The organism is Kitasatospora sp. UYEF31, assembly GCF_057291755.1.
Window position 1 is genome coordinate 52,394 of record NZ_JBXAWK010000003.1, and the last position, 20,955, is coordinate 73,348.

The 20,955-nt window shown below is 71.1% G+C and carries 15 protein-coding genes; 5 read left to right on the plus strand and 10 right to left on the minus strand.

Going from position 1 to position 20,955, the window contains the following annotated elements; all coding sequences use genetic code 11:
• Nucleotides 1-4: 4 nt before the first annotated feature.
• The 3 genes from AC0Z36_RS02190 to AC0Z36_RS02200 form a co-directional block, all read right to left on the minus strand.
• Nucleotides 5-4,669 carry a glycosyltransferase gene (locus AC0Z36_RS02190; protein ID WP_485460899.1) on the minus strand — a complete coding sequence of 1,555 codons (4,665 nt, stop codon included), beginning with the start codon at nt 4,667-4,669 and terminating at the stop codon, nt 5-7.
• Nucleotides 4,670-4,886: 217 nt separating this feature from the next.
• Nucleotides 4,887-5,879: a glycosyltransferase family 2 protein gene (locus tag AC0Z36_RS02195; RefSeq protein WP_485460900.1), complete on the minus strand. Its 993-nt coding sequence runs from the start codon at nt 5,877-5,879 to the stop codon at nt 4,887-4,889.
• An 11-nt stretch (nt 5,880-5,890) separates the two neighbouring features.
• Nucleotides 5,891-6,958, minus strand: a complete 1,068-nt coding sequence (locus AC0Z36_RS02200) for a glycosyltransferase family 2 protein (RefSeq protein WP_485460901.1) — start codon at nt 6,956-6,958, stop codon at nt 5,891-5,893.
• Nucleotides 6,959-8,127: 1,169 nt separating this feature from the next.
• Here AC0Z36_RS02200 and AC0Z36_RS02205 point away from each other — a divergent pair.
• From AC0Z36_RS02205 to AC0Z36_RS02215, 3 genes are all read left to right on the plus strand, one after another.
• Complete coding sequence (locus tag AC0Z36_RS02205; protein ID WP_485460902.1) at nt 8,128-8,454, plus strand: hypothetical protein; 327 nt, start codon at nt 8,128-8,130, stop codon at nt 8,452-8,454.
• 26 nt (nt 8,455-8,480) lie between these two features.
• Complete coding sequence (locus AC0Z36_RS02210) at nt 8,481-9,815, plus strand: penicillin-binding transpeptidase domain-containing protein (RefSeq protein WP_485460997.1); 1,335 nt, start codon at nt 8,481-8,483, stop codon at nt 9,813-9,815.
• A gap of 129 nt (nt 9,816-9,944) precedes the next feature.
• Complete coding sequence (locus tag AC0Z36_RS02215) at nt 9,945-10,814, plus strand: acyl-CoA thioesterase (RefSeq protein WP_485460903.1); 870 nt, start codon at nt 9,945-9,947, stop codon at nt 10,812-10,814.
• 84 nt (nt 10,815-10,898) lie between these two features.
• Here AC0Z36_RS02215 and AC0Z36_RS02220 read toward each other — a convergent pair whose 3' ends face one another.
• On the minus strand, nt 10,899-12,461 hold the full coding sequence (locus tag AC0Z36_RS02220; RefSeq protein WP_485460904.1) for a polysaccharide biosynthesis protein: 1,563 nt from the start codon (nt 12,459-12,461) through the stop codon (nt 10,899-10,901).
• Between the two features lie 487 nt (nt 12,462-12,948).
• Between AC0Z36_RS02220 and AC0Z36_RS02225 the strand changes: the two genes are divergently transcribed.
• Nucleotides 12,949-14,340 carry a TerD family protein gene (locus AC0Z36_RS02225; protein ID WP_485460905.1) on the plus strand — a complete coding sequence of 464 codons (1,392 nt, stop codon included), beginning with the start codon at nt 12,949-12,951 and terminating at the stop codon, nt 14,338-14,340.
• Between the two features lie 79 nt (nt 14,341-14,419).
• On the opposite strand, the gene AC0Z36_RS02230 is transcribed toward AC0Z36_RS02225, so the two are convergent.
• Both AC0Z36_RS02230 and AC0Z36_RS02235 read right to left on the minus strand, forming a co-directional pair.
• Nucleotides 14,420-15,238 (minus strand): hypothetical protein, encoded by an 819-nt coding sequence (locus tag AC0Z36_RS02230; RefSeq protein ID WP_485460906.1) that lies wholly within the window; start codon nt 15,236-15,238, stop codon nt 14,420-14,422.
• A gap of 152 nt (nt 15,239-15,390) precedes the next feature.
• On the minus strand, nt 15,391-16,815 hold the full coding sequence (locus tag AC0Z36_RS02235; RefSeq protein WP_485460907.1) for an amino acid permease: 1,425 nt from the start codon (nt 16,813-16,815) through the stop codon (nt 15,391-15,393).
• 322 nt (nt 16,816-17,137) lie between these two features.
• On the opposite strand from AC0Z36_RS02235, the gene AC0Z36_RS02240 reads away from it, so the two are divergent.
• On the plus strand, nt 17,138-17,653 hold the full coding sequence (locus tag AC0Z36_RS02240) for an inorganic diphosphatase (RefSeq protein WP_485460908.1): 516 nt from the start codon (nt 17,138-17,140) through the stop codon (nt 17,651-17,653).
• A gap of 111 nt (nt 17,654-17,764) precedes the next feature.
• Here AC0Z36_RS02240 and AC0Z36_RS02245 read toward each other — a convergent pair whose 3' ends face one another.
• From AC0Z36_RS02245 to AC0Z36_RS02260, 4 genes are all read right to left on the minus strand, one after another.
• Complete coding sequence (locus tag AC0Z36_RS02245) at nt 17,765-18,694, minus strand: M48 family metalloprotease (RefSeq protein WP_485460909.1); 930 nt, start codon at nt 18,692-18,694, stop codon at nt 17,765-17,767.
• A 191-nt stretch (nt 18,695-18,885) separates the two neighbouring features.
• Entirely contained in the window at nt 18,886-19,455 is a 570-nt protein-coding gene (gene idi / locus AC0Z36_RS02250; protein WP_485460910.1) for an isopentenyl-diphosphate Delta-isomerase, read from the minus strand.
• 252 nt (nt 19,456-19,707) lie between these two features.
• The gene (locus AC0Z36_RS02255; protein WP_485460911.1) at nt 19,708-20,205 is read right to left on the minus strand and encodes a chaplin; all 498 of its coding nucleotides are present in this window, start codon (nt 20,203-20,205) and stop codon (nt 19,708-19,710) included.
• 279 nt (nt 20,206-20,484) lie between these two features.
• Nucleotides 20,485-20,820: a chorismate mutase gene (locus AC0Z36_RS02260; protein ID WP_485460912.1), complete on the minus strand. Its 336-nt coding sequence runs from the start codon at nt 20,818-20,820 to the stop codon at nt 20,485-20,487.
• Nucleotides 20,821-20,955 lie beyond the last annotated feature (135 nt).

Here is a 20,955-nt window from a genome sequence, read left to right on the forward strand (position 1 = left end):
AGTCCTAGCCGCCGGTGGTGCCGGATGTGGTTGCGGCCTGCGGCGCGCCGGGCACGCCGGTGATCCGGGGCAGTCCGGGCACGACTCCGCCGGGCGGTGCGCCGACGAAACCGGGAACCCCGGGCACGACGGGCAGTCCGGGGACGACCGGTCCGGCGCCGCCCGCGGCGCCGGGGTTGTCCGGGGGCAGCGGTACGGGGTCGGGGTCGCCGGGGTCTTCGACGCCGATGCCCTGGAGGGCCGGGTCCAGGTGGTAGAGCACCGCGTCCTTGCTGCGGAAGACCAGGGTGAACTTCGGTGAGAGGCCCGCGTCGTGGTCGATCCTGTCCATCGTCCCGCGCGGCAGCAGCCCGGTCTCCTCAGTCTCGGTCCGCTGGGTGCGGGTGAGGAAGAGGTAGGCGTCCACCTTCGGGTAGGTGGCCATCAGCGCGGTCACCGCCTTTACCGGGTCGGCGAGTACGGCCACCTGGAGCTGGTGGTCCTCCATGGCGAACCAGCGGTGGAAGTAGAACTCCGAACCGGCGTACGCGGCGGGGAAGTTGTTGGTCTCCGTGACGATGAGCGAGTTGCGCGGCACTTCGCGGTACATCCGGCTGACCGAGGCGACCTCATCGTTGGTGAAGCGGTACTGGTTGTCCTTGCCGTAGTAGCCGAAGACCAGTCCGGTCATCATGAGTCCGAAGACGACGGGGAGCACGACCGCCCGGACCGCGACGGGGCGCAGGAACCGCGGTGTCCGCCTGCGGGTCCGGGGCAGCCATGTCGCGGACAGCGCGCAGGCGGCGAGGAACGCGACGGTGGGCAGGGCGAACAGGTAGGCGCGGAAGATGATCTCCCCGCCGTAGGCGCCGCCCGCGAGCAGCGGCAGCGGGGCGAGCGAGAGCCACGCCGCCGGCGTCTTCCGCAGCCATTTCCATCGGGCCGCGCCGATGACCGCGAGGAGGATGATCCCGCCGGACAGTGCCCGGTCCATCCGGGCGACCAGGGCCTGGCCCGGGGCGGCGTCGCCGGACTTCACGAATCCGGCGTCCGCGTTGGCACCGAGGTCGCCGAGCTGCTGCAGGGTGGCGTCGACCTGCGACCAGACGAACGGGCGGGCCGCCGTGAGGTTCCACGCGAGCACCATCGACGCGGTGATGAACAGGCACCACACCCCCAGGCGGCGGTACTTCTTCACCAGCAGCAGGGAGAAGGCAGCCGAGACGGTGAGCACCGGGGTGAGCTGGTGCGAGGAGATGACGGCCGCGCCGACCACCAGGGCGATGAGGCCGCGCCGCCGGCCGCCGGGGCCGCGCTTCAGGAGCAGGGCCGCGGCGGTGATGTACAGGAAGTAGACGAAGGCCTGCGGTGAGAAGTAGTCCTGGCCGACCCAGGAGGCTGACAGGAACAGGAACACCGCGGCCCAGCGCAGCCTGCGGTTTCCGGTGAACCGCCGGTACAGCAGGATCAGCGGGGGGATGAGCATGACGTTGAAGAACACCGGCGCCCACTGGGCGATCTTCAGCGTGGTGTCGAGGCCGACGGCCTTCTGCACGGTGGCGGCGAGGGTGAAGAACCCGGGCCACTGGTGGTAGGCGGCCAGTTCCCCGGCCTGGTCCTGGGACAGTGTGCCGCCGTGCCGGAGCATCTGGTCGATGATGTCGACGTGCTTCCACGCCCAGGCGTAGCGCAGGTTCTCGTACAGGACCGCCGGGGTCGCGTGGATCATCGCGATGAGCCCGAGGGAGTACAGGGCGTACCGGAAGCTGGAGGTGTCCCGGCCCAGGAGCGAGGCCGCGAAGCCGACCGCGAGGAGCACGAGGCCGGCCCAGTAGGTGCCGGGCAGCAGTGAGACGAGGCCGAGGTCCCCCATGTGGGTGACGTCGATCCGGTGCAGCGACCAGACCCACAGGCCGAGCGCGGCGGGCAGGGCCGTCCAGCCGACCGTGTCCAGGGCGAGCCGCCGCCTGCTGTGTCCCTTCTTGGAGTCGGCGTGGGTGCCGGAGGTGCCCAGGACCCGGCCGTACGCGTATCCGCAGGTGGTCCACAGCACGCCGACCAGGAGGGCGACGAAGGTGGACAGCGCGGGCCCGCCGGGTTTCAGCGCCCGCAGGAGGCCGCGCGGGATCGTGGAGGTGAGGTAGGACGTCTCGCTGGACAGTGCCTTGTCCGTACCGGCGATCCTGCTGACGACGGCTTTGGAGATGCCTTCGGCGAAGCAGCGGGCCCGGAAGTACTTCGCGTTGTTCCGGCCCGGGGGCACGTGGTGGTGGACCACGGCGGACGGTTCGTACAGGATCACCGTGCCGGGGTTGCGCCTGGCGATGCGGATGCACAGTTCGGTCTCGTCGCAGCCGGTGGGCCGGGTGCCGACGCGGCCCATGTCGTCGGAGAAGCCGCCGGCGTCGAGGATCGCCTGGCGGCGGAGCGACATGTTGGCGCAGATGCCGTTCCGTACGGGCGCGGTCGTCTCCGGCATGCCCCGGTAGGTGGAGCCGACGACCCACAGGAACTCCTCCGGCCACCAGGCGGGCGGCGGGTTGTCCCAGCGGGGGAAGATCCGGCCGCCGACGCCGATGACCCGCGGGTTCTGATAGGGCGTCAGCAGGTTTTCCAGCCAGCCCTGTTCGGCTGCGGCGTCGTCGTCGAGGAAGACGATGACCTCGCCCTGCGCGCGCTCGACTCCGGAGTTGCGGGCACCGCAGACGCCGCGCTTGCCCTTGCTCCGGACGACGGTGACGTCCGGCGTGAACTCCCGTTCCACGCGCGCGGCGAGCTCGTTGCAGTGGTCGGTGACCAGGATGACTTCGTCGTCGGGTCCGAGTTCCGGCAGCACCGAGCCGACGGCCAGGACGATGTCGTCCCAGCGTTCCATCGTGTAGGCGCAGATGACGACGCTGGCGGTGGGCCGGACGCCGGTGGGGAGTGGCGGCTCCTGACGGGGCGCCGGCAGGCCGGCGGTGAGTCGCGTGTCCAGTTTCGGTTCGTCCGGTTCTTGAGGTTCTGTTTCCTGAGGTTCTGTTTCCTGAGGTTCTGTTTCCTGAGGTTCTGTCTCCAGTGCTTCTGCCGCTTGAGGTTCTGTCTCCTGAGGTTCCGTCAATTCCGCTGGTTCCGCCGTGACAGGCCGGGCCCCTGGTGTCAGCAGATCGGTGACCGAGACGACCGGGATGGCCAGCGTGCTGCGGTCCTGCTGCGCGGGGAGCGGTGCCTGGGTGAGCGCGCCGAGTGCGGCCAGGGCCTCAGCAGCTGTACGGGGGCTCATCCGGCCGGGGCCCATCGGCCCGATCGGGCCGAGGACTTCGATGGTCATCGAGTCGGGCCCGCCGGTCCGGCCGCCGCAGCGTCCGGTGCCGTCCCTGCGGGGCAGCCACAGGCTGTACCGGAAGATCCACAGCACGAGTGCCACAGCGGTCTGGGTGACCAGCCACGCGGCGCCCGCCCCGGCGATGCCCCAGCGTTCGAGGAGCAGCCGGGTCAGGCACAGCACTGCCACGGCGATGACCGCCTGGACGGTGACGACCAGGCCCATGCGGCCCTGCGCGCGGGCGGCGCTCAGCGCGGTCATTGTCAGCAGGGTCGGTACGGCGGACGCGGCGAGGAGCTGGAGCAGTGAGGTGCCGTGGTCGGCGTAGCCGCCGCCGAACACCCAGAGGACCAACGGCGCGGCGAGCGCAAGGACGGCTGCGGCGGCGCCGATCAGCAGCCCGGAGTGGCGCAGCACCTTCATGCAGCGTTCGGCCAGTTGCTCCGGCTCGCTGGAGGTCTCCACCAGGAGGCTGGAGCCCATGTTCATGGCAATGAGGTAGAGCGTGTAGGAGACGACCCAGGCGAGTGAGAAGTAGGCGCTGGCCTCGGCGCCGACCCGGTCCAGGACGATGATCGGCGGCAGGGTGACGGCGGACATCCAGCACAGGGAGCCGATGTAGTCCCCGGCTGCGAACTTCAGCAGTGCGCGCGGGGTGGGCGGCTTCCCGGCGGGCTGGTCGGCGGCCTTCCCGTCGGAGCCGAGCAGCATGAGGACGGGGGCGGGCCGGTTGAGGACCTTGACGGCCAGGAGCACGTCGACGGTCACGAAGACGGCGATGAGCGAGACCATCCAGGACAGCATGATGCCCAGCGAGGTGAACACCAGGGCGAAGCCGCCGACGAAGACGATCTTGATGATCGAGAACGCGCCGTTCTTCCAGATCGTCCACGCCGGGATGCGCAGCCCGGTGAGCACGCCGTCCTGGAGTGCGAAGAGGCTGAAGCCCACCGTGGCGGCGACGAAGCAGGCGCCGGGTCCGGGTCTGTGCAGGAAGGCCAGACCGGGCGACAGGTGGGGCACCAGGAGGACGAACCCGAGTGCGGAGGCGAAGGTCGCGAAGAAGGCGACGACGTAAGCGCCGCGGATCAGGCTCCGCCGGCCCGATCCGGCGAGCGGCACGAACCGCACCATGACGTTGGCGAGGTTCAGCTGGCCGAGCCCGGCCAGCATCATCATCGCGGACACGGCCGAGTAGTTGCGGCCGACCGTGCCGTCGCCGTACCAGCGGGTGGCCAGCGCCCAGTAGCCCGCGCCGAGCGCTGAGGTGAGCAGGGAGGAGACGGTCAGCAGGTGCCCGTTGCGCAGCAGTGGATCGCGCCGGGCGGCCGCCCCGTACCTGAGCACGGCCCCCCGACGCGTTCCGGCGTCCTTGATTGTGCTCATCCGTCCCCTCGAATCACCGGTTCCCAGCGCGGGTGCCGTCCTCTCACGTCTCCGTCGCCGGCGCTCCGGAGCCGTTCGGCACCCCCGCGTCGCCGGAAGGACTGCGTCCTCCGGACGCGCTCGGGACGCTTCGCGCCCATCGCCTGTGCGGGCCCCCCATCGCTTCGCGCCCATCGCCGGTGCGGGCCGGCCCCTTCGCTGCGTTCAACCGTTCACCCTAAGCGGTGCCGCCGGTTCCCCGCCCGGCCCGCAGGGCCCTGCCGACCGTACGCCTGCTGCGCAGGTAGGCGACAGGACCGCTGAGCATGCCGCGCCGTTCCAGCCGGACGAACTCCGCGGGCCAGGGGGCGGCCGACCGGTCTGCCACGCCTTCGGGTTCCTTGCCGCGGGTGATCTTCAGTGCGTAGCGCACCCCGGCGGGTACGCGCCGCAGCAGGGCCGGGACCGCCCGGGGTTCGCGGACGACGGCGGCGGTCAGGTAGGCGCCGAGGCCGACGCCGTAGCCGTGCACCTGGCGGGCGACTGCTTCGTCCGTCTCCCGCAGGTGGTGGTGGACGACCGCGTCGGGCCGGTAGGTGAGCCGGTGGCCGCGGATGAGCGTGCGGAAGAAGGCCAGCAGGTCGTCGCCGCCGCGGGCCGGTGTGCCGACACCCGTGGCCGGGTCGAAGCCACCGGTCCCGGCCAGGACGTCGGCCCGGAAGGCCATGTTGGCCCCGGAGCCGAACTTCCCTGCGGTGAACGGGAAAAGCGGGTCGTCCCCGGGAGGCGACGCCGGGTCATAAGTCCGTACGGAGTCCCCCTTGGCGAAGCCGCCGTGCCGGTGCAGCATGTGCTGCGCCGGCGTACGGACCTCGACGGGCAGGATCAGACCGGTGACGCAGCCGACGAGGGGGTCTTCGGTGAAGCCCGCGACCAGGGCGGCGAGCCACCCCGGGTCGGCCCGTACGTCGTCGTCGGTGAAGGCCAGGATGGTGCCGGTGGCGGCCGTGAGCCCGCGGTTGTGGGCGACAGCGAGACCCGGCACCGGCTCCTGGACGTAGACGACCTGGTCGTAGCGCTCTTTGAGGAGGCGCTCGGTGGTGTCGTCGGACGGCGCGTTGTCGACCACGACGATCTCGGTGCGGTCGGCGGGGTAGGTCTGGGCGAGCACTGAGTCGAGGCACTGTGCGAGCAGGCGGGCCCGGTCCCGGGTCGCGATGATGACGCTCACCCGGGGGCTGGTCAGCCCGCCCACGTACCGGCCTCGTCGTCCTGTCCGGTGTCCGCGGCCCCGCCGGCGGCGGCGGCGGAACCGTTGGACGAACCGACGCCGGTGGAGGCGCCGTTCGACGATCCGTTGACCTGGCTGATGTGACCGGTCTGGCCGGCCGAGCTGTGCGCCGTCGCGTCGAGCGGGCCGGGGCCTTCGGAGACCCGCGACTGCCGCGGCACCGTGACGGTCCCGTGCGGACGCCGGTCGGTGTAACGCTGTTCGAGCATCTCGGCCACGGTCAGCGCGGGCTTCGGCTTGCGCAGTTTGCCGCGCCTGTGCTCCTTGATGATCGTGTTCAGCACCCGGCGGCCGTCCCTGATCGCGTTCAGGTTCGAACTGCCGCTGCGCCGCGGCAGTTCCAGGCTCGGCACTTCGGCGATCCGCAGGCCGGCCTGGAGCGCGCGCACGATCATCTCGGACTCGATCTCGAACCCGGTGGCCTGCAGGTCCAGGTGCTCCAGGAAGCAGCTCCGGAACGCGCAGAAGCCGTAGCAGAGGTCCGTCAACTGGTAGCCGTACAGCCGGTTGACGACCTGGAGCAGGGCGGTGTTCCCGGCGCGGCGGAAGGGCGTGATGTCGAGTGAGCCGCCGCCGGCCATGAAGCGGGAGCCCTTGACGAAGTCGAAGCCGTTGCGCAGGAAGTGCACGAAGTGCGGGATCTCCTGCGGCGACATGGACCCGTCGGCGTCCATCATCACGACGTATTCACCGATGGCGGCTTCGAAACCGGTGCGCAGTGCGTTGCCCTTGCCGGGCCCCGACTGCGGGACGATGCGGATGGTCGGCAGGACGTCCTGTGCCATCAGCAGTGTCGCGTCGGTGGACTCCCCGTCGATCAAGAGGACTTCGTCCACGCCGTCGGGGATCTGTTCGAGCACCCACGGCAGGTTGCGGGCTTCGTTGCGGGCCGGGATGACAAGCGACACCAGGCCGTTGCCGTCGCGGCGGTTGGTGGTCCGGGCGCGCGGAGCGGCGGCGGTGCCGATGCGCAGTACGCCGTCGCTGTCGTGCGACGCTGAAGTCCGGGGTGCACGCATGGAGTTCTCCCCCTGATGGTCCGTGTCCAGGTCCGTCCGGGCCCGCGCCGTGGAATTGGCGTCTGGGGTCATGGTGGGCGGCGCCTCCCTGAGCCGTCGGGCCGTGCCCCTGGGCGGTGGTCGCCCCGGGCGCGGCCCGCGTGTCGAAGTCTTCCAGTACCACTGTCGTCTGACGGTGGGTCTGTCACAGACCGGTCCGCCGGTGAGCATCCGGCGGGCGGCCTGGTTGCCGACTGGGTGGAACCCGTCACGAACAGTACTGCTTCAGTCGCGCCGGGCTGCCAGTCGATCGTCTTCGGGTCGTCGGTGACGGTCAATCACCGACGGGCCCGTTTACCGAGAAGTTACCTACGATCAGCGAGCGCTACGGATGGTCACGTGTGGCCGGTCAGCCGTTGTGGGACCGGTGAAGCCCCTGACGGTCCGGGAGCCTCCAGCAGCGTAGACGTCGATGACCTTGCTCCCGGTTTGTCCACTACTCAAGCCTTTGCCGTTACTTGACCAACAGTCAGGAAAGAACAGCAGAGATCGACCCGACTGTTGCGAATACGATCAAGATTCGACGGATAGTGGCATTTGAAGCACCCGATCCGGTCACGCAACCGGCAGGCAACTCGACCGGATTTCGAGGGAGTTCCCCCACCCCGGCAGCAGGGCGGCTCCCGCGGTGACCGCGGGAGCCGCCAGGAGTGCCGGGGTCGCCTCAGCAGCCACAATCGCAACAACCACAGCAATCGCAACAGTCACACCCGTCACAGTCGCAGGCATCGCAGCAGTCGCCGCAGTCGCCCTTGTGGCACGCGCCCTCGCGCTGCTTCCCGGTACACGGGTCGTGGAACTCCTGGCTACAGCAGGCCTGACAGGTGCAGCACAGCCCGATCCACAGCGCGCACGCGGTGAACGGATTGCGCCGCGGACCGCGCCTGTCGGGGCCGTCAAGCTCGCCGGGCGGCCGCGGGGTCCACCCCACCTTGAGCAAATGCTCAACAGGGCGTACCGTCCTGCGCGGACAGCGAGTTGGCCCGTACGTGAAGCCCGGGGTGAGCGAAAGGCTGACAAGTCAGTCCAAACCGGGCCGGTCGGGCCCGGATCGAGGAGTGCGCCGGGCGGGATCCGGCAGGCGGGGTGCGGTGCTGCCCCGTCGCGAACAGGGTGGGGGACATCCTTCAGTGAACACGTACGACGATGAACCACGCGGCAGAGGCTTCCTCGGCTGCCTGGCGGGGCTGACTGCGTTCATCGCGGTCGTCGCGCTGCTCGGGTACGGGGCCGTCAGAATCCTGGACCCGGACGCCCCCAAGAAGGCCACCGCCGCCCCGGCGGGTGCGGGGGCCGGTACGGGATCGAAGTCCGCGCAGGCGGCCGCCGCGGCGTTCCTCACCGAGTGGGGCGGCGGCCACTGGGTCAACGCCGCCAAGTACACCGACAAACCGGCTGAAACGCAGCAGATGCTGAGCTCCTACACGGCCGGCCTCGACATCAGGGACAGAAGCTGACCGCCGGGAAGGCCGCCGGCGACACCCTGCCGTTCAAAGCCGTACTGCTGGTGGACGAGCTGGGCGAATGGGCCTACGACGGCAGCGTGCCGACGGTGCGCACCGCCGACGGCTGGCTGGTCCACTGGTCCCCCTCCGTACTGCACCCGCAGCTGAAGGACGGCGCCAAGTTCAAGCTCGAACGCGGTGCCGACACCGACGCGGGCGGGTCCCCGGCGGACAAGGGCGTGACCGTACTCGACCGCAACAGCAAGCCGATGTCCGTGGGCGACTACCCCTCGCTCGCCCAGGTCCTGCCCAGGCTGGCCGCCGTCGGCCCCGGCGGGGCGGGCCCGGCCGCGGCTGAGGCGGTCCCCGCGTACGGCAGGGTCAAGCTGGTGGACAAGTCGTCCGGAGCGCTGCTCGCGAAGGTGACCGAGCTCGGCACGGCGCCGGTCCAGGCGTCCGCACCCACTCCCACCGGCACGAAGACCATGCTCGACGCCGCGGCGCAGAAGGCCGCCGAGAGCGCCGTCGCGCAGTCCGGCAAGCCGACCGCGTTCGTGGCGCTGGACATCAAGACCGGCGGAGTGCTGGCCATGGCGAACGCCGGGCAGGGCAACTACGCCTTCTCGGGGGCGACGCCACCCGGTTCGACGATGAAGATCGTCACCGCGGCGGCACTCCTCGCCAACGGGTCGGTCACCCCCGCCAGCCCGGTCGAGTGCCCGGCCCAGATCGTGGTCGGCAAAGCGTTCACCAACGTCGACGGGATGGCGTTCACCGGCGCGGGCGCGACCTTCAAGCAGAGCTTCGCCCGGTCCTGCAACACCGCGTTCATCGGGCTGCGCGGCAAACTGGGCGACAGTGAACTGTCCACCACCGCCAAGAACTACTTCGGCATCGGCGGGCAGTGGAACACCGGCTTCCCGGGCTTCGACGGCAAGGTGCCCGCGTCGTCCGGCGCCGACGACAAGGCCGCGCAGATGATCGGCCAGGGCACCGTGCAGATGAACGCGCTGACCATGGCCTCGGTGGTGGCCACCGCCAAGTCGGGCACCTTCCGGCAGCCGGTGCTGCTCCCCACGGGCCTGGACGTCCACAAGGCACCCCGGAGCCTGCCCGGGAACGTCCCGGCGCAGCTGACCGAAATGATGAGGGCCACGGTCGCCGACGGCACGGCGGCGAAGGCGCTCGGCGGCCTCAGCGGCGACATCGGCGCGAAGACCGGCACGGCCGAGGTCGGCAGCGGGGCCAACGACGGCTGGATGGTCGCCTTCCGCGGCAACGTGGCCGTGGCGTGCTTCGTCCAGGGCGGCGTCACGGGCTCCGGTTCCGCGGGCCCGGTGCTGCGGAGTTTCTTCTCGTCGTACAGCGGCTGAGATGCACAGCGGCTGAGGTGCACAGCGACTGAAATACACAACGACTGGGGTGCACAACGGCTCGGGTACGCCACGGCTGAGGCGTTAAGCAGGTGAGGTACTCTCCGGCCGGGATGTGAAGATGTACGGGTGAACGATCTCCCCCGGACCGACGCCCCCAACCACATCCCGGCCTTCCTCGACCTGCTCTCGCTCGATGAGATCGAGGAGAACATCTTCCGCGGCTGGTGTCACGCCGGGGCGCCGCTACGCGCCTTCGGCGGCCAGGTGGCCGCCCAGGCACTGATCGCCGCCGGGCGCACCGTCGGCCCGGACCGGCACGTGCACTCGCTGCACAGCTACTTCCTGCGCCCCGGGAAGACCACCGCGCCGATCGTCTACCTGGTCGACCGGGTGCGCGACGGGGGCTCGTTCACGACCCGCCGGGTGTCCGCCGTGCAGCACGGCGAGACGATCTTCACGCTGTCCGCCTCGTTCAAGGTCCCCGAGACCACCGGGGAGCACCGGCGGAGCATGCCGGAGGTGCCGATGCCCGGTGAACTCCCCGACCCGTACGCGGGACTCCCCCGCGAACTGCACGACCCGTACGACGTCTCGCACACCAGGCTGCTCATGGACGCCCGGTTCGTGTCCCGCGAGAAGCCGGGCACCGACCACATCCTCGACGGCATCCCGCACCAGCGGGTGTGGATGAAGGTCGCCGAGCAGCTGCCCGACGACGGGCTGCTGCACGCGTGCGCGCTGACGTACATCTCCGACCTGACGCTGGCCGGAACCGCTGCCCGGCCGCACATCACCGACCTGGAGCGGCTCCAGATGGCTTCGCTGGACCACGCGGTGTGGTTCCACCGGCCGTTCCGGGTCGACGAATGGCTGCTGTTCGCCCAGGCCAGCCCGTCCGCGCAGGACGCTCGCGGGCTGGCCATGGGCGAGTTCTACACCCAGGACGGGGTGCTGGTCGCCTCAGTGGTGCAGGAGGCCCTCATCCGGCAGCACTGATCCGGGCTCCAAGCCCCGCGGGGCCTGCCACCCGCTGCGGAGCAGCTGTCGGATACAGCGCTTCGCTCACCTGTCAGACCTGCCTCAGCGCGTCGCCCGCCTGTGGACCACAGCCGCTTCGCGGCGGGCTGCCGCCTGCGGCCGCGCTCCCTCGCTGCGCTCGGTCGCCGGTGGCGGCGCGGGCCTCGGTCCCGGCACCGTGCGGGCGGCCAGGGCGGCGTGGACCGCCAGGTCGGTCCGGACGTGTTCGGGAGCCAGCGGGATCGTGGCCGCACAGCGCCGCTCCACCACCTTGCGCAGCACCCCGCCGGGCACCTGTTCGAGCATGGCGTCGAGCAGCGCCCAGGACAGATCGTGCTTGGCCTGGTGCAGCTCCGCCTCCGGAGCGTCCCCGCCGCACGCCGCGGTCAGCCGGTCCAGGGCCTCCCGCGCCCCCGCCGCGTCCCCGATGCGCAGGGGGAACAGGTCCACCTGCGCGCACGTGGCCGACGATTCGGTGACGTGTGCCTCGAACGCGCTGATCAGCGGGCTGAGGCAGCCGGCCGTACGCGGGTCGTACAGACCCGGGTAGGCCTGCTCCTCGTACCCGTCCTCGTACCCGCAGATGTACACCGGGGACGCGGACCCGCTGCGCGCGACGGCCCCGAGTGCCAGGCCGAGGAGGTCCATCGGCCATTCCAAGTCGCGGATGGAATGGACGTTGAGCACCCCCCTGCCCGGTTCGAGGCCCGCGTTGAGCAGCAGGTGCGCGGACTCCTTGGCGGACTGCAGGTAGAACACGATCTCCGGGCCGTGCAACCGGACCGGCTCGCCGGCGCCGATCCAGTGGCGCAGTCTGCGGAAGATGATCGAGTTGTCGACCACGTGCGTGAACCGGACGGCCGAGCAGTCGATCCGGCCGCGGGCGGCGGCCCGGGTCATCACCCACTCCCCCGCCTTCTTCGAGGCCGCGTACGTGTCCGGGGTGTACGGACGCAGGGCCTTCCCGGTGGACGCGTACACGATCTGCCGGACCCCGGCGGCCTCGGCCGCCTCGACGAGGTTGCGGGTGCCGAAGATGTTCGTGCACAGCGTCCGGCGCACTTCGCGTTCGGCCAGGCCCGGGTCCCGCTGGGCGGCCAGGTGGTAGACCACGTCGGGCCGGACCTCGCGCATGAGCGCGAAGACCGCGTCCCGGTCCGCCACGTCGGCGGTCCGGTACTCGACCCCGTCGACCACACGGCCGGGGAGGGTCACACCCCGGCTGACCGTGACGATCCGGGCCGGCCTGTACCGCCCCAGTTCGTTGAGCAGGACCGTGCCGATGCATCCGGTGCCACCGGTGACCAGGACCGTGCGCCCGGCCAGTTGTGCGTCGAGCCGGGCGTGGTCGAGGTCGAGTCCCCGGGGTTCGACGTCGAGGAACCGCTTGTACTCGGCTTCCGCGTCGGCCCGGTCGATCCGGACCAGGTGGCGGGTGAGGCCCCGGAGTGCCGACAGGGTGTCAGGCGGCAGTTGTCCGAGCCCGGGTGGGGCCGTGCGCCGCATGAGGGCCAGGACACCGGCCCGGGTGTCGGGAAGCCTGCTGTGTTCGTGACCGGGTGTGCCGCCACCGCATCCGGCGGTTTGTGTACGGGTGACGGGACCGACCCCCTCGGTGATGGTCACCCGCTCCTCCTCAGGATCCGACAGTGCGTCTCCATTTGTCCCCGCTCCAATCGCATTCAGGACCGGTCGGAGGTGGACGGGCCCGGGTGCCGTGTTCGTTCCCCTCGCGCGGCGTCCGGCCACCCGTCTCCCACCCGGCTGCGTGACACCGGCGCTGTCGCCGCCACCTGCACGGACTCCAGGTAGTTGCCCGTACCACGCTAAAGCTCCGGCATCGTATAGGCTGCGTGGCCCTGTCGCTCTCCCCGGTTGCCCGTACCTGACGGGGATTCGGGACGGACAGGGACACGTAGGGCCCGTGTGGGTAATGTCGCAGGAGCGTCGCTCACGGTTGCAGGTTGCTCACGATGAATACAGGATGAACGCCGGGGAACCGTCCGGTCCGGTGTATCGCGCACGCGCCCGGGGACCATTGTGGATCTATCGTGGGCGGAAGTCCGACGCGGGGTCTGTGCTCCGCGGCAGTCGATTCTGGAGGGCACCGATCATGACCGTGGTCCTGACCAAGGGCGGCAACAGCCCGCTGGGTTCCGTCCAGGTGGTCGTCGACGTCACCTCTGCGGTCCCGGTCGACGTTTCGGCGCTGCTGCTGACCGCCGCCGGGAAGGTGCGGTCGGACGCCGACTTCGTCTTCTACAACCAGCCTTCGGCCCAGGGTGTGACGCACCGTCCGGGCGGCGGGGGCCGTCCGGACGCCGTGGTGGTCGACACCGGGGCCCTGCCCGCGGACGTCGACCGGGTCGTGGTCAGCCTGAGCCTGGACGGTTCGGGCCCGGCGGTGTTCGGCCGCGTCGGCACGCTGACGGGGACCGTACGGGACGGCGGCGGGAACCCGCTGGTGGTCTTCGAGCCGACGGGGCTCGGCCAGGAGACCGCGCTGGTCCTGGTCGAGGTGTACCGCAGGGCCGGGTCCTGGAAGGTCCGGGCCGTGGGCCAGGGCTACGCGGACGGACTGGCGGGGATCGCGACGGACTTCGGGATCACGGTGGACGACCCGGGACCGGCGCAGCCCGCCGGGCGGGCTCCGGCGCAGCCCCGGGCCCAGGCTCCGGTTCCGCCGCCCGCGCCGGGTTCGCGGATGACGCATCCGGACCGCCGGACGACTCCCCCGCCGCCGGGCCCGCTTCCCACGGCGCACCGGCCCGCGCCCGCCGCGCCGCCCTCGTGGAACAGCCCGGCCGCACCGCCGCCTCCACCCGTCCCCGCTCCGTCGACGCCGCCCGCGTGGGGCACGGGCCAGCCGGCGGGGCCGCCCGCCGCTCCGCCGCGGCAGGCCCAGGCAGCCGCCGTGCCAGACGGCAGGGTCAACCTCGACAAGGGCCGCGTCAGCCTGCGGAAGAACCAGACGGTGTCGCTGGTGAAGACCGGCGCACCGCCCCTGACCCGGGTGCGGATGGGCCTGGGCTGGGATCCCGCCAGCGCGGACCGGAGTATCGACCTGGACGCCTCCTGCATCGCCTTCGACGGACAGGGTGACAAGGTCGCCATCGTGTGGTTCATGAAGCTTCAGGAGCTGGGCGGGGCGATCCGGCACACCGGCGACAACCTGACCGGCGAGGGCGAGGGCGACGACGAGTCGATCGTCATCGAGCTGGACCGGCTGCCGGGCAACGTCATGGGACTGGTGTTCACGGTGAACTCGTTCCTGGGCCAGAAGTTCACCGAGGTGTCCCGGGCGTTCTGCCGCCTCGTCGACGATCTGACCGGCACCGAGCTGGTGCGGTTCGACCTGACGGGCAGCGAGGCCCGTACGGCGGTCCTGATGTGCAAACTGGTGCGGGAGGGCCCGTCGTGGTCGATGACCGCGCTGGGTGAGTTCACGGACGGACGGACCGTCAAGAAGCTGGTGGACCCGGCGAAACGCTCGCTCTACCGCTGAGCTCCGCCGGTTTCCACGGGTTCCGTGCCGACGGGTTCCGAACAGACGGGTTCCGAACAGACCTCCGCCCGTACGGATTTCATCCGCACGGCTCGCTGTTCTTGACCACACCGAGCCAGACCTTGCCCTTTGCGTCGTCGCGCAGCCGCGCGCCGGGTGCGGGGTCCTGCTGGCACACCTTCCAGTGGTTCTCCAGGATCACCGCGCGGTGCCGGTCGCTGAGGTCCACGGCCTTGACGTCGGCGTCGTCGCGCAGGCCCGACTTCACCATGTTGACGGACCGTCCGACGACGTCCGGCATGCGCCCGCCGGCCACGCTGGGCTTGGTCGTGGGGACGGCTGTGGCCGGGCAGTCCTCGTCGGTGTCCACGACTCCGACGTCGACGGTGGCCTTCACCGCGACGTGTCCGGCGGCCGGTTTCTGGTCGCAGACCTGCCAGTTGCTGAGCAGCACCTGGACCCGGCCGCGGCCGAGCGCGTCGTGGCTGTCGAAGAAGTGGTAGCCGGCCTTCCACGCCGCGTCGTGCGCGTCCTGCAGGTTCTTCCCGACCAGCTCCGGGAGCAGCGGGCCGGCGCTGTCGCCCGCGTCGTCGGCCTCCCTGTGCGGCGGGGCGGGCGTCTCGGACGGTGTGGGCCGCGCGGTCGCCGACGGAGCGGTGGTCGCCGACTGCCGGCGGAGCAGTCCCGGACTGCCGGTCGCTGACGCAGGCCCTCCGGGGACGGCCGACGCGCCGGGCGCGCCGGTGTCCGCCCCGGTGACGCCCGTGTTGTCGCCCCGGGCCGCGTCGTCGCGACGGCCCGAGTCGATCAGCAGCGCGATCGAGAGGATCAGCAGCGCGACCACAACTGTGGCCGTCCGCCGCTTCGGGTCCTGCCAGAACCGCTCCACCCGACCCATCGCCGACCGCCCCTTGCCGCTGTTCGAAGTCCCAGGGCACAAGCCCCTCTTCGGCCACGATGCTCCCCGGCGCACGGCACAGAACAGGGAATAGGGGAAAGATCTTGCTTAACTCACCCGAAAGGGTGACGTACGGTCAGAACTCCATGGAATCAGTCCCGCCCGGCCGCCGCGCCCGGCCGCTTCGCCCGCCCGTGGAACACCCCGGTCACCGCGATGACGGCGACCACCACGACCGAGGACAGCAGCTGGACCCGGGCGGTGGGGTCGCGGAGCATCAGGACCACCACCGCGCCGATGCCGGCCAGCGCGACCCAGGTCAGGTACGGGAAGCACCACATCCGGACGACCAGCTGCCCGGGGGCGTCGCGCTCCAGCCGCCTGCGCAGCACCAGCTGGGACGCGGCCACCGCGAACCACACGAACAGCAGCATCGCGCCGACCGAGTTGAGCATGTGCTTGAACACCTGCTCGGGCCACCACACGTTGAGCAGCACGGCGAAGAAGCCGAACGCGGAGGAGGCGAGCACCGCCGTGCGGGGCACGCCGCCCGGGGCCACCCTGGTGAGAGCGGCTGGGCCGTCGCCCCGCCCGGCCAGTGAAAAGGCCATGCGGGAAGCCCCGTACAGCATTGAATTCAGAGCGGAGAGCAGGGCGACGAAGACGACGACCTCCATCAGCCGGGCGGCGCCCTTGATGCCGATGTGGTCCAGGACTGCCGCGTACGGGCCGCCGGCCAGGGTTGCGGAGTCCCACGGCAGGAGGGTGACGATCACGGCGATCGAGCCGATGTAGAAGAGCGCGATACGCCAGACCGCGGTCCGTACGGCCGTGGCGACCGAGCGGGCCGGGTCCTGGGACTCCGCCGCCGCGATGGTGACGACTTCCAGGCCGCCGAAGGCGAACACGACGGCGAGCAGGCCGGTGACCACACCGGACCAGCCGTTGGGCAGGAAGCCGCCGTGCCCGGTCAGGTTGGACATGCCGGGGGCGTCGTGGCCGGGCAGTACGCCGCAGATCGCGAGCACGCCCAGGACCAGGAAGGCGGCGATCGCCAGGATCTTCAGCCCGGCGAACCAGAACTCGAACTCGCCGAAGTTCTTCACCGACAGCAGGTTCAGCCCGGTGAACACGGTCATGATCGCCAGCGAGAACACCCAGACTGGCACGGCGGGCAGCCAGCCGTGGGCGATCTGCGCCGCGGCCGAGGCCTCGACGGCGAGCACGATGGCCACCATCCACCAGTAGAGCCAGCCGACGGTGAAGCCGGCCAGGCGTCCGTACGCCCGTCCCGCGTAGACCGAGAAGGACCCCGACTCCGGGACTGCGGCGGACATCTCGCCGAGCATCCGCATGATGAGCAGGACCAGGCCCGACGCCAGGATGTAGCTGATCAGGATGCCCGGTCCGGCGGTCGCGATCCCCTGTCCGGTGCCGACGAACAGTCCTGCGCCGATCACCCCGCCCAGCGCGAGCATGGTCAGGTGCCGGGGCTTGAGGCTGTGGCCGAGGTCGCCGCCGCCCTCGCCCTGCTGCGGCGCGGCGGGGGTGCTGTCCGTCGGGGTCGTACTGCTCATGGGTGCGGATCCTGTACGTGGTCTGGCAAAGCGGATGAATCTCTTCTAGCGGGTCAAAAGGTAGGATTTGCCGATTATCTCCTATATTTCGGCCGGACCCGACGCCCGGACCCGACGCCCGGACCCGACGGCCGGACCCGCTGGGCCGCTACCGTCGGGTAGCCGCTCCAGACTCCGTTTCAGCCACCGCGGGGCCGGGGTACGCGGCAGGGGAGACCGCCGCGCACTCCTGGCCCTTCGACGTACCACCCCGGGCTGTCGCCGGTGTGGCGCGGACGAGCCGGTCCGAGTGGTCGCGTACGCGAACCGAGGAGGACACGGCATGGAGTTCGAGGTCGTTGTGGAGATTCCGGCGGGCAGCAGGAACAAGTACGAGATGGACCGGCACTCCGGCCGGATCAGGCTCGACCGCATGCTGTTCACCTCGACCGCCTACCCGGCCGACTACGGGTTCGCCGAAGGCACCCTGGGCCGCGACGGCGGGCCGCTGGACGTGCTCGTCCTGCTGGACGAACCGACGTTCCCCGGCTGCCGGATCCTGTGCCGGGCACTGGGCATGTTCGTGATGTCCGACGAGAAGGGCCCCGACGAGAAGGTGCTGTGCGTCCCCGCGCACGACGTCCGCCAGGCGCGGTACTCCGGCATCGGCGACCTGCCGGACCACCTGCTGAACGAGATCGCGCACTTCTTCGAGGTCTACAAGGACCTGGAGCCCGGCAAGTCCGTGGAGGGCTCGCACTGGGAGGGCCGTCTGGAGGCGGAGAAGGAACTCGTCGCGGCCCGGGACCGCCGGGCTGCGGCACCGGATGCCTGGCAGTTCGAGGGCCGGGACGTCTGACTCCGCCGCCGGCCCCTCGTTGACCGTCCGCGTCGGTCATGCCCGCAACGCGGTGGAACGATCAGCGGTAACCGCGTGCCGGGCGTGGTCGACACGACACGCCCGGGGGCTTCAGAGCACCATCACGTGCGGTGACAGCGCCACAGCGGCGGGTACGAGCACGGCCACCGCGGTCAGCGTGCGCAGCCCCGCGTCCACCGCCGCCGACGGGCGGCGGCGGACAGTGCCGGGCACGGTCAGTTCCTCCTGGCGCTGCTGCGGCCACGCGAAGCACGGACAGAACGGACCGTTGGGCTGTCCGGGCCCGGACAGCTTCACGATCGCCGCGCGGAGGTTGGCCCGGCCGAGGCCGCCGCGCACCCCCGCGTCCGCCGCCTGTTCGGACAGCGCCGCGCTGCGGTCGGCCCAGCGGCCGAAGAAGCCGATGTACGGATATCCCTCGGCGAGTACCTCCGCGGCGACCATCCACCGGGTGTCGTGGCCGCGCAGGTGCCCCGACATATGGGTGAGGACGGCGTTCAGTTCCTCGGGGAGCAGCCGGTCCAGCGCTTCGGTGGTGACCTCCACCCGCGGCGGCCTGGACGGCAGCAGGTTGAGCCGGGCGGCGGTGTCCTCGACGATGACCAGGCGCGGGCGGCCCGGCTCCTCCTCGTCGAGCAGGGGGGCGCTGGACTCCAGGCGCTCCAGCTGGACGCGCAGCGCCCGGCGGTAGTCGGCCAGGGCCGCTCCACCGCGCCGCCACCCCGCCGCCAGCGCGCCGACCGCGGCGGCCGCCACTGCGAGCTGCGCGGACACCGGCAGGGGGTCCACGCCCAGGTGAAGCCGGGGCAGACCCATCGCGCGGGCCGGCGCGGTCCACAGGCCGGTGGTGAACACCGGGAGGGCCAGGGCGAAGGAGGCCAGCGCGCCGGCCGCCGCGGCCCGCCAGGCGCGCTGGACCAAGCCGGGGCTGAAACCGGCGGCTTCGGCCCGGTCGAGCACCAGGGGTGCGGTGAGCAGGATCGCGATACCGAACACACTGAGCACGAGTCCGTAGACCATGCCGCACCGCCCCCTTCGCCGCTGAGCCTCTTGCTCCGTGAAGGCCGTCCCGTCGGCCGTTGACGGCCACGATTCCACAGACCGCGCCCCGGCAACGACCCCGCAACAGCAGATGTGACCTAATCGGCGGCGGGACCGGTGGCCGGACTGACGGCCCGGCCGGCGGCCTGACCGGCGCGCTGGTCCGCGGGCTAGTCGGCGGCCTTGTCCGCCAGCCGGAACATGGCGGGGCGCGCTGCGTCCAGGACGACGGAGAGCCACGCGGTGTGCGGGTGTTCCGCCAGCCAGTCGTCCAGTTGCTCCAGGGAGACGTACTCGACCTCGGCGACCTCGGCGGGGTCGAGCTCCGGGTCGCTGCCCACCCGGCCCACGAACAGGTGGTTGAACTCCTTCTCGACCAGCCCGGAGACCTCGTCGGTGACGTCGTACGTGACCAGTCCGGCGGAGGTGAACGAGGAGGGCTTGACGCCCAGCTCCTCGCGCAGCCGGCGGGCCGCGGCCTCCTGCGGGTCCTCACCGGGGAACGGGTGACTGCACACCGTGTTCGACCAGCGCAGCGGCGAGTGGTACTTGCCCGCGGCACGGCGCTGCATCAGTACCGAACGTTCATTCGGTCCGGCCGCACTGCCGAGGAGGAAGACGGAAAAGGCCCGGTGCAGGTGCCCGGGGGCCTGATGGGCCGCCAGCTTCTCGGCCAGGCCGATCGTCCGGCCGTCCTCGTCGACCAGTTCCACCATCACCGCGCCGGTTTCGGTGCCCATTGCTTCTCCCTCTTTCCCCTGTGCCCTGTCGCGCTCTGTAGCGCACAGTACCCAGATTCGCCCCCGGATGTCGGGCGGCGCCCGCCCGCGCCCGCCACGGGAACGGGACCGGCCCCGGAGCGCCTGGCGGGCGCCCCGGGGCCGGGGTGGTGCTGCGCCTGCCCGTCCGCCGGGGCCGTCCCCTCCGGCTTGCGGGGAGGGGAGGGGACTCGGCCTCAGGGGAGTTCAGACAGGCGGTGTCCTACGGGCGGATCAGGCCGGGAGCAGACCGGACAGGCCGTTCAGGCCGTCCAGCTTGTCCAGGGAGCCGGTGCTGTCCATCGCGCGCAGCTGCGGCGGGCAGATGTCACCCGGGGTGGGCATCGGCGGCGTGACGGGCGGCGGCGGCAGCGTCACCGGCGGGGCCGGCGGGCAGTCGTCGACCGGCGGGGCCGGCGGCGTCACGACGGGCGGCGGGGGCAGCTGGTCCGGCGGGCAGTCCACGGCCGGCGGCGTGTGCATGGCACCCTCGCTGTTGACACAGCTGTTGCCGAACGCCGGGTTGACGAACCCCAGGCCGTTCGCGGTGTTGCCGCACAGGTTGACCGGCACGTGGACCGGCACCTGGGCCTGGTTGCCGGACACGACGCCCGGGCTTCCCTCGGCCATGCCCTCGGCCTGCGAGGAGGCGAAGGCCTGGCCACCGGACATGGCCAGCGCACCGCCGACCAGGCTCGCGGTCACCACGGCGTTCTTGGCGAACTTGTTCACTGGAGTAACTTCCCATCGGTCGAAAGACGGTGGAACCGGGGTCCGGCTGATGCCGCCGCCCGAAGGCCAAGACCGCTTCGCATCCCCCGGGGGGATCCGAAGTACGGTTCCGTGTTCGCGGTTCCGGACTGTCAAACGCGGCGAACACCCCTGTGGCAACGGGAAGATCGGTAATTAACTCAGATGCACCAATCGCCCCGGATCATGATGAGTCGCGGCGATTGGCGTATTTGGCCCAGTGTGCGGATCCGGCGTGCCGATGGACGTGCTGGGGCAGGCTCAGGAGTGCCGACCTGCGATGGTCTTGTGGTGGTGGATGACCTCGGCGATGAGGAAGTTGAGGAACTTCTCAGCGAAGTCCGGGTCGAGCTTCGCGCTCTCGGCGAGGCCGCGCAGCCGCCGGATCTGCACCGCCTCACGGCCCGGATCGGCCGGCGGCAGTTCGTGGCGGGCCTTGAGCTCGCCCACCCGCTTGGTGGCCTTGAACCGTTCGGCCAGCATGTGGACCAGGGCTGCGTCGATGTTGTCGATGCTGTCGCGGAGCTCCAGGAGCTCGGCGGGGACCGCCGGGGCTCGGGCCGTCCCGTCGTACTGATCAGTCGTTCCGTTGGCCATGGCGCGTCACCCTATCGAGGTACGGGCACGGCCGCGGGGGGGGGGGGGGGGGGGGGGGGGGGGGGGGGGGCGGCCGCCGGGGGGGGGGGGGGGGGGGGCGGCCCGGCCCCCCCCCCCCCCCGCGGCCGTGCGTGT

Excerpts from the sequence above, each read along its gene's own strand:
- AC0Z36_RS02245 (WP_485460909.1), bottom strand. The coding sequence starts at position 18,694 with ATGGTCTACGGACTCGTGCTCAGTGTGTTCGGTATCGCGATCCTGCTC.
- AC0Z36_RS02190 (WP_485460899.1), bottom strand. The coding sequence starts at position 4,669 with ATGAGCACAATCAAGGACGCCGGAACGCGTCGGGGGGCCGTGCTCAGG.
- AC0Z36_RS02200 (WP_485460901.1), bottom strand. The coding sequence starts at position 6,958 with ATGCGTGCACCCCGGACTTCAGCGTCGCACGACAGCGACGGCGTACTG.
- AC0Z36_RS02260 (WP_485460912.1), bottom strand. The coding sequence starts at position 20,820 with ATGGCCAACGGAACGACTGATCAGTACGACGGGACGGCCCGAGCCCCG.
- AC0Z36_RS02235 (WP_485460907.1), bottom strand. The coding sequence starts at position 16,815 with ATGAGCAGTACGACCCCGACGGACAGCACCCCCGCCGCGCCGCAGCAG.
- AC0Z36_RS02240 (WP_485460908.1), top strand. The coding sequence starts at position 17,138 with ATGGAGTTCGAGGTCGTTGTGGAGATTCCGGCGGGCAGCAGGAACAAG.
- AC0Z36_RS02225 (WP_485460905.1), top strand. The coding sequence starts at position 12,949 with ATGACCGTGGTCCTGACCAAGGGCGGCAACAGCCCGCTGGGTTCCGTC.
- idi (WP_485460910.1), bottom strand. The coding sequence starts at position 19,455 with ATGGGCACCGAAACCGGCGCGGTGATGGTGGAACTGGTCGACGAGGAC.
- AC0Z36_RS02230 (WP_485460906.1), bottom strand. The coding sequence starts at position 15,238 with ATGGGTCGGGTGGAGCGGTTCTGGCAGGACCCGAAGCGGCGGACGGCC.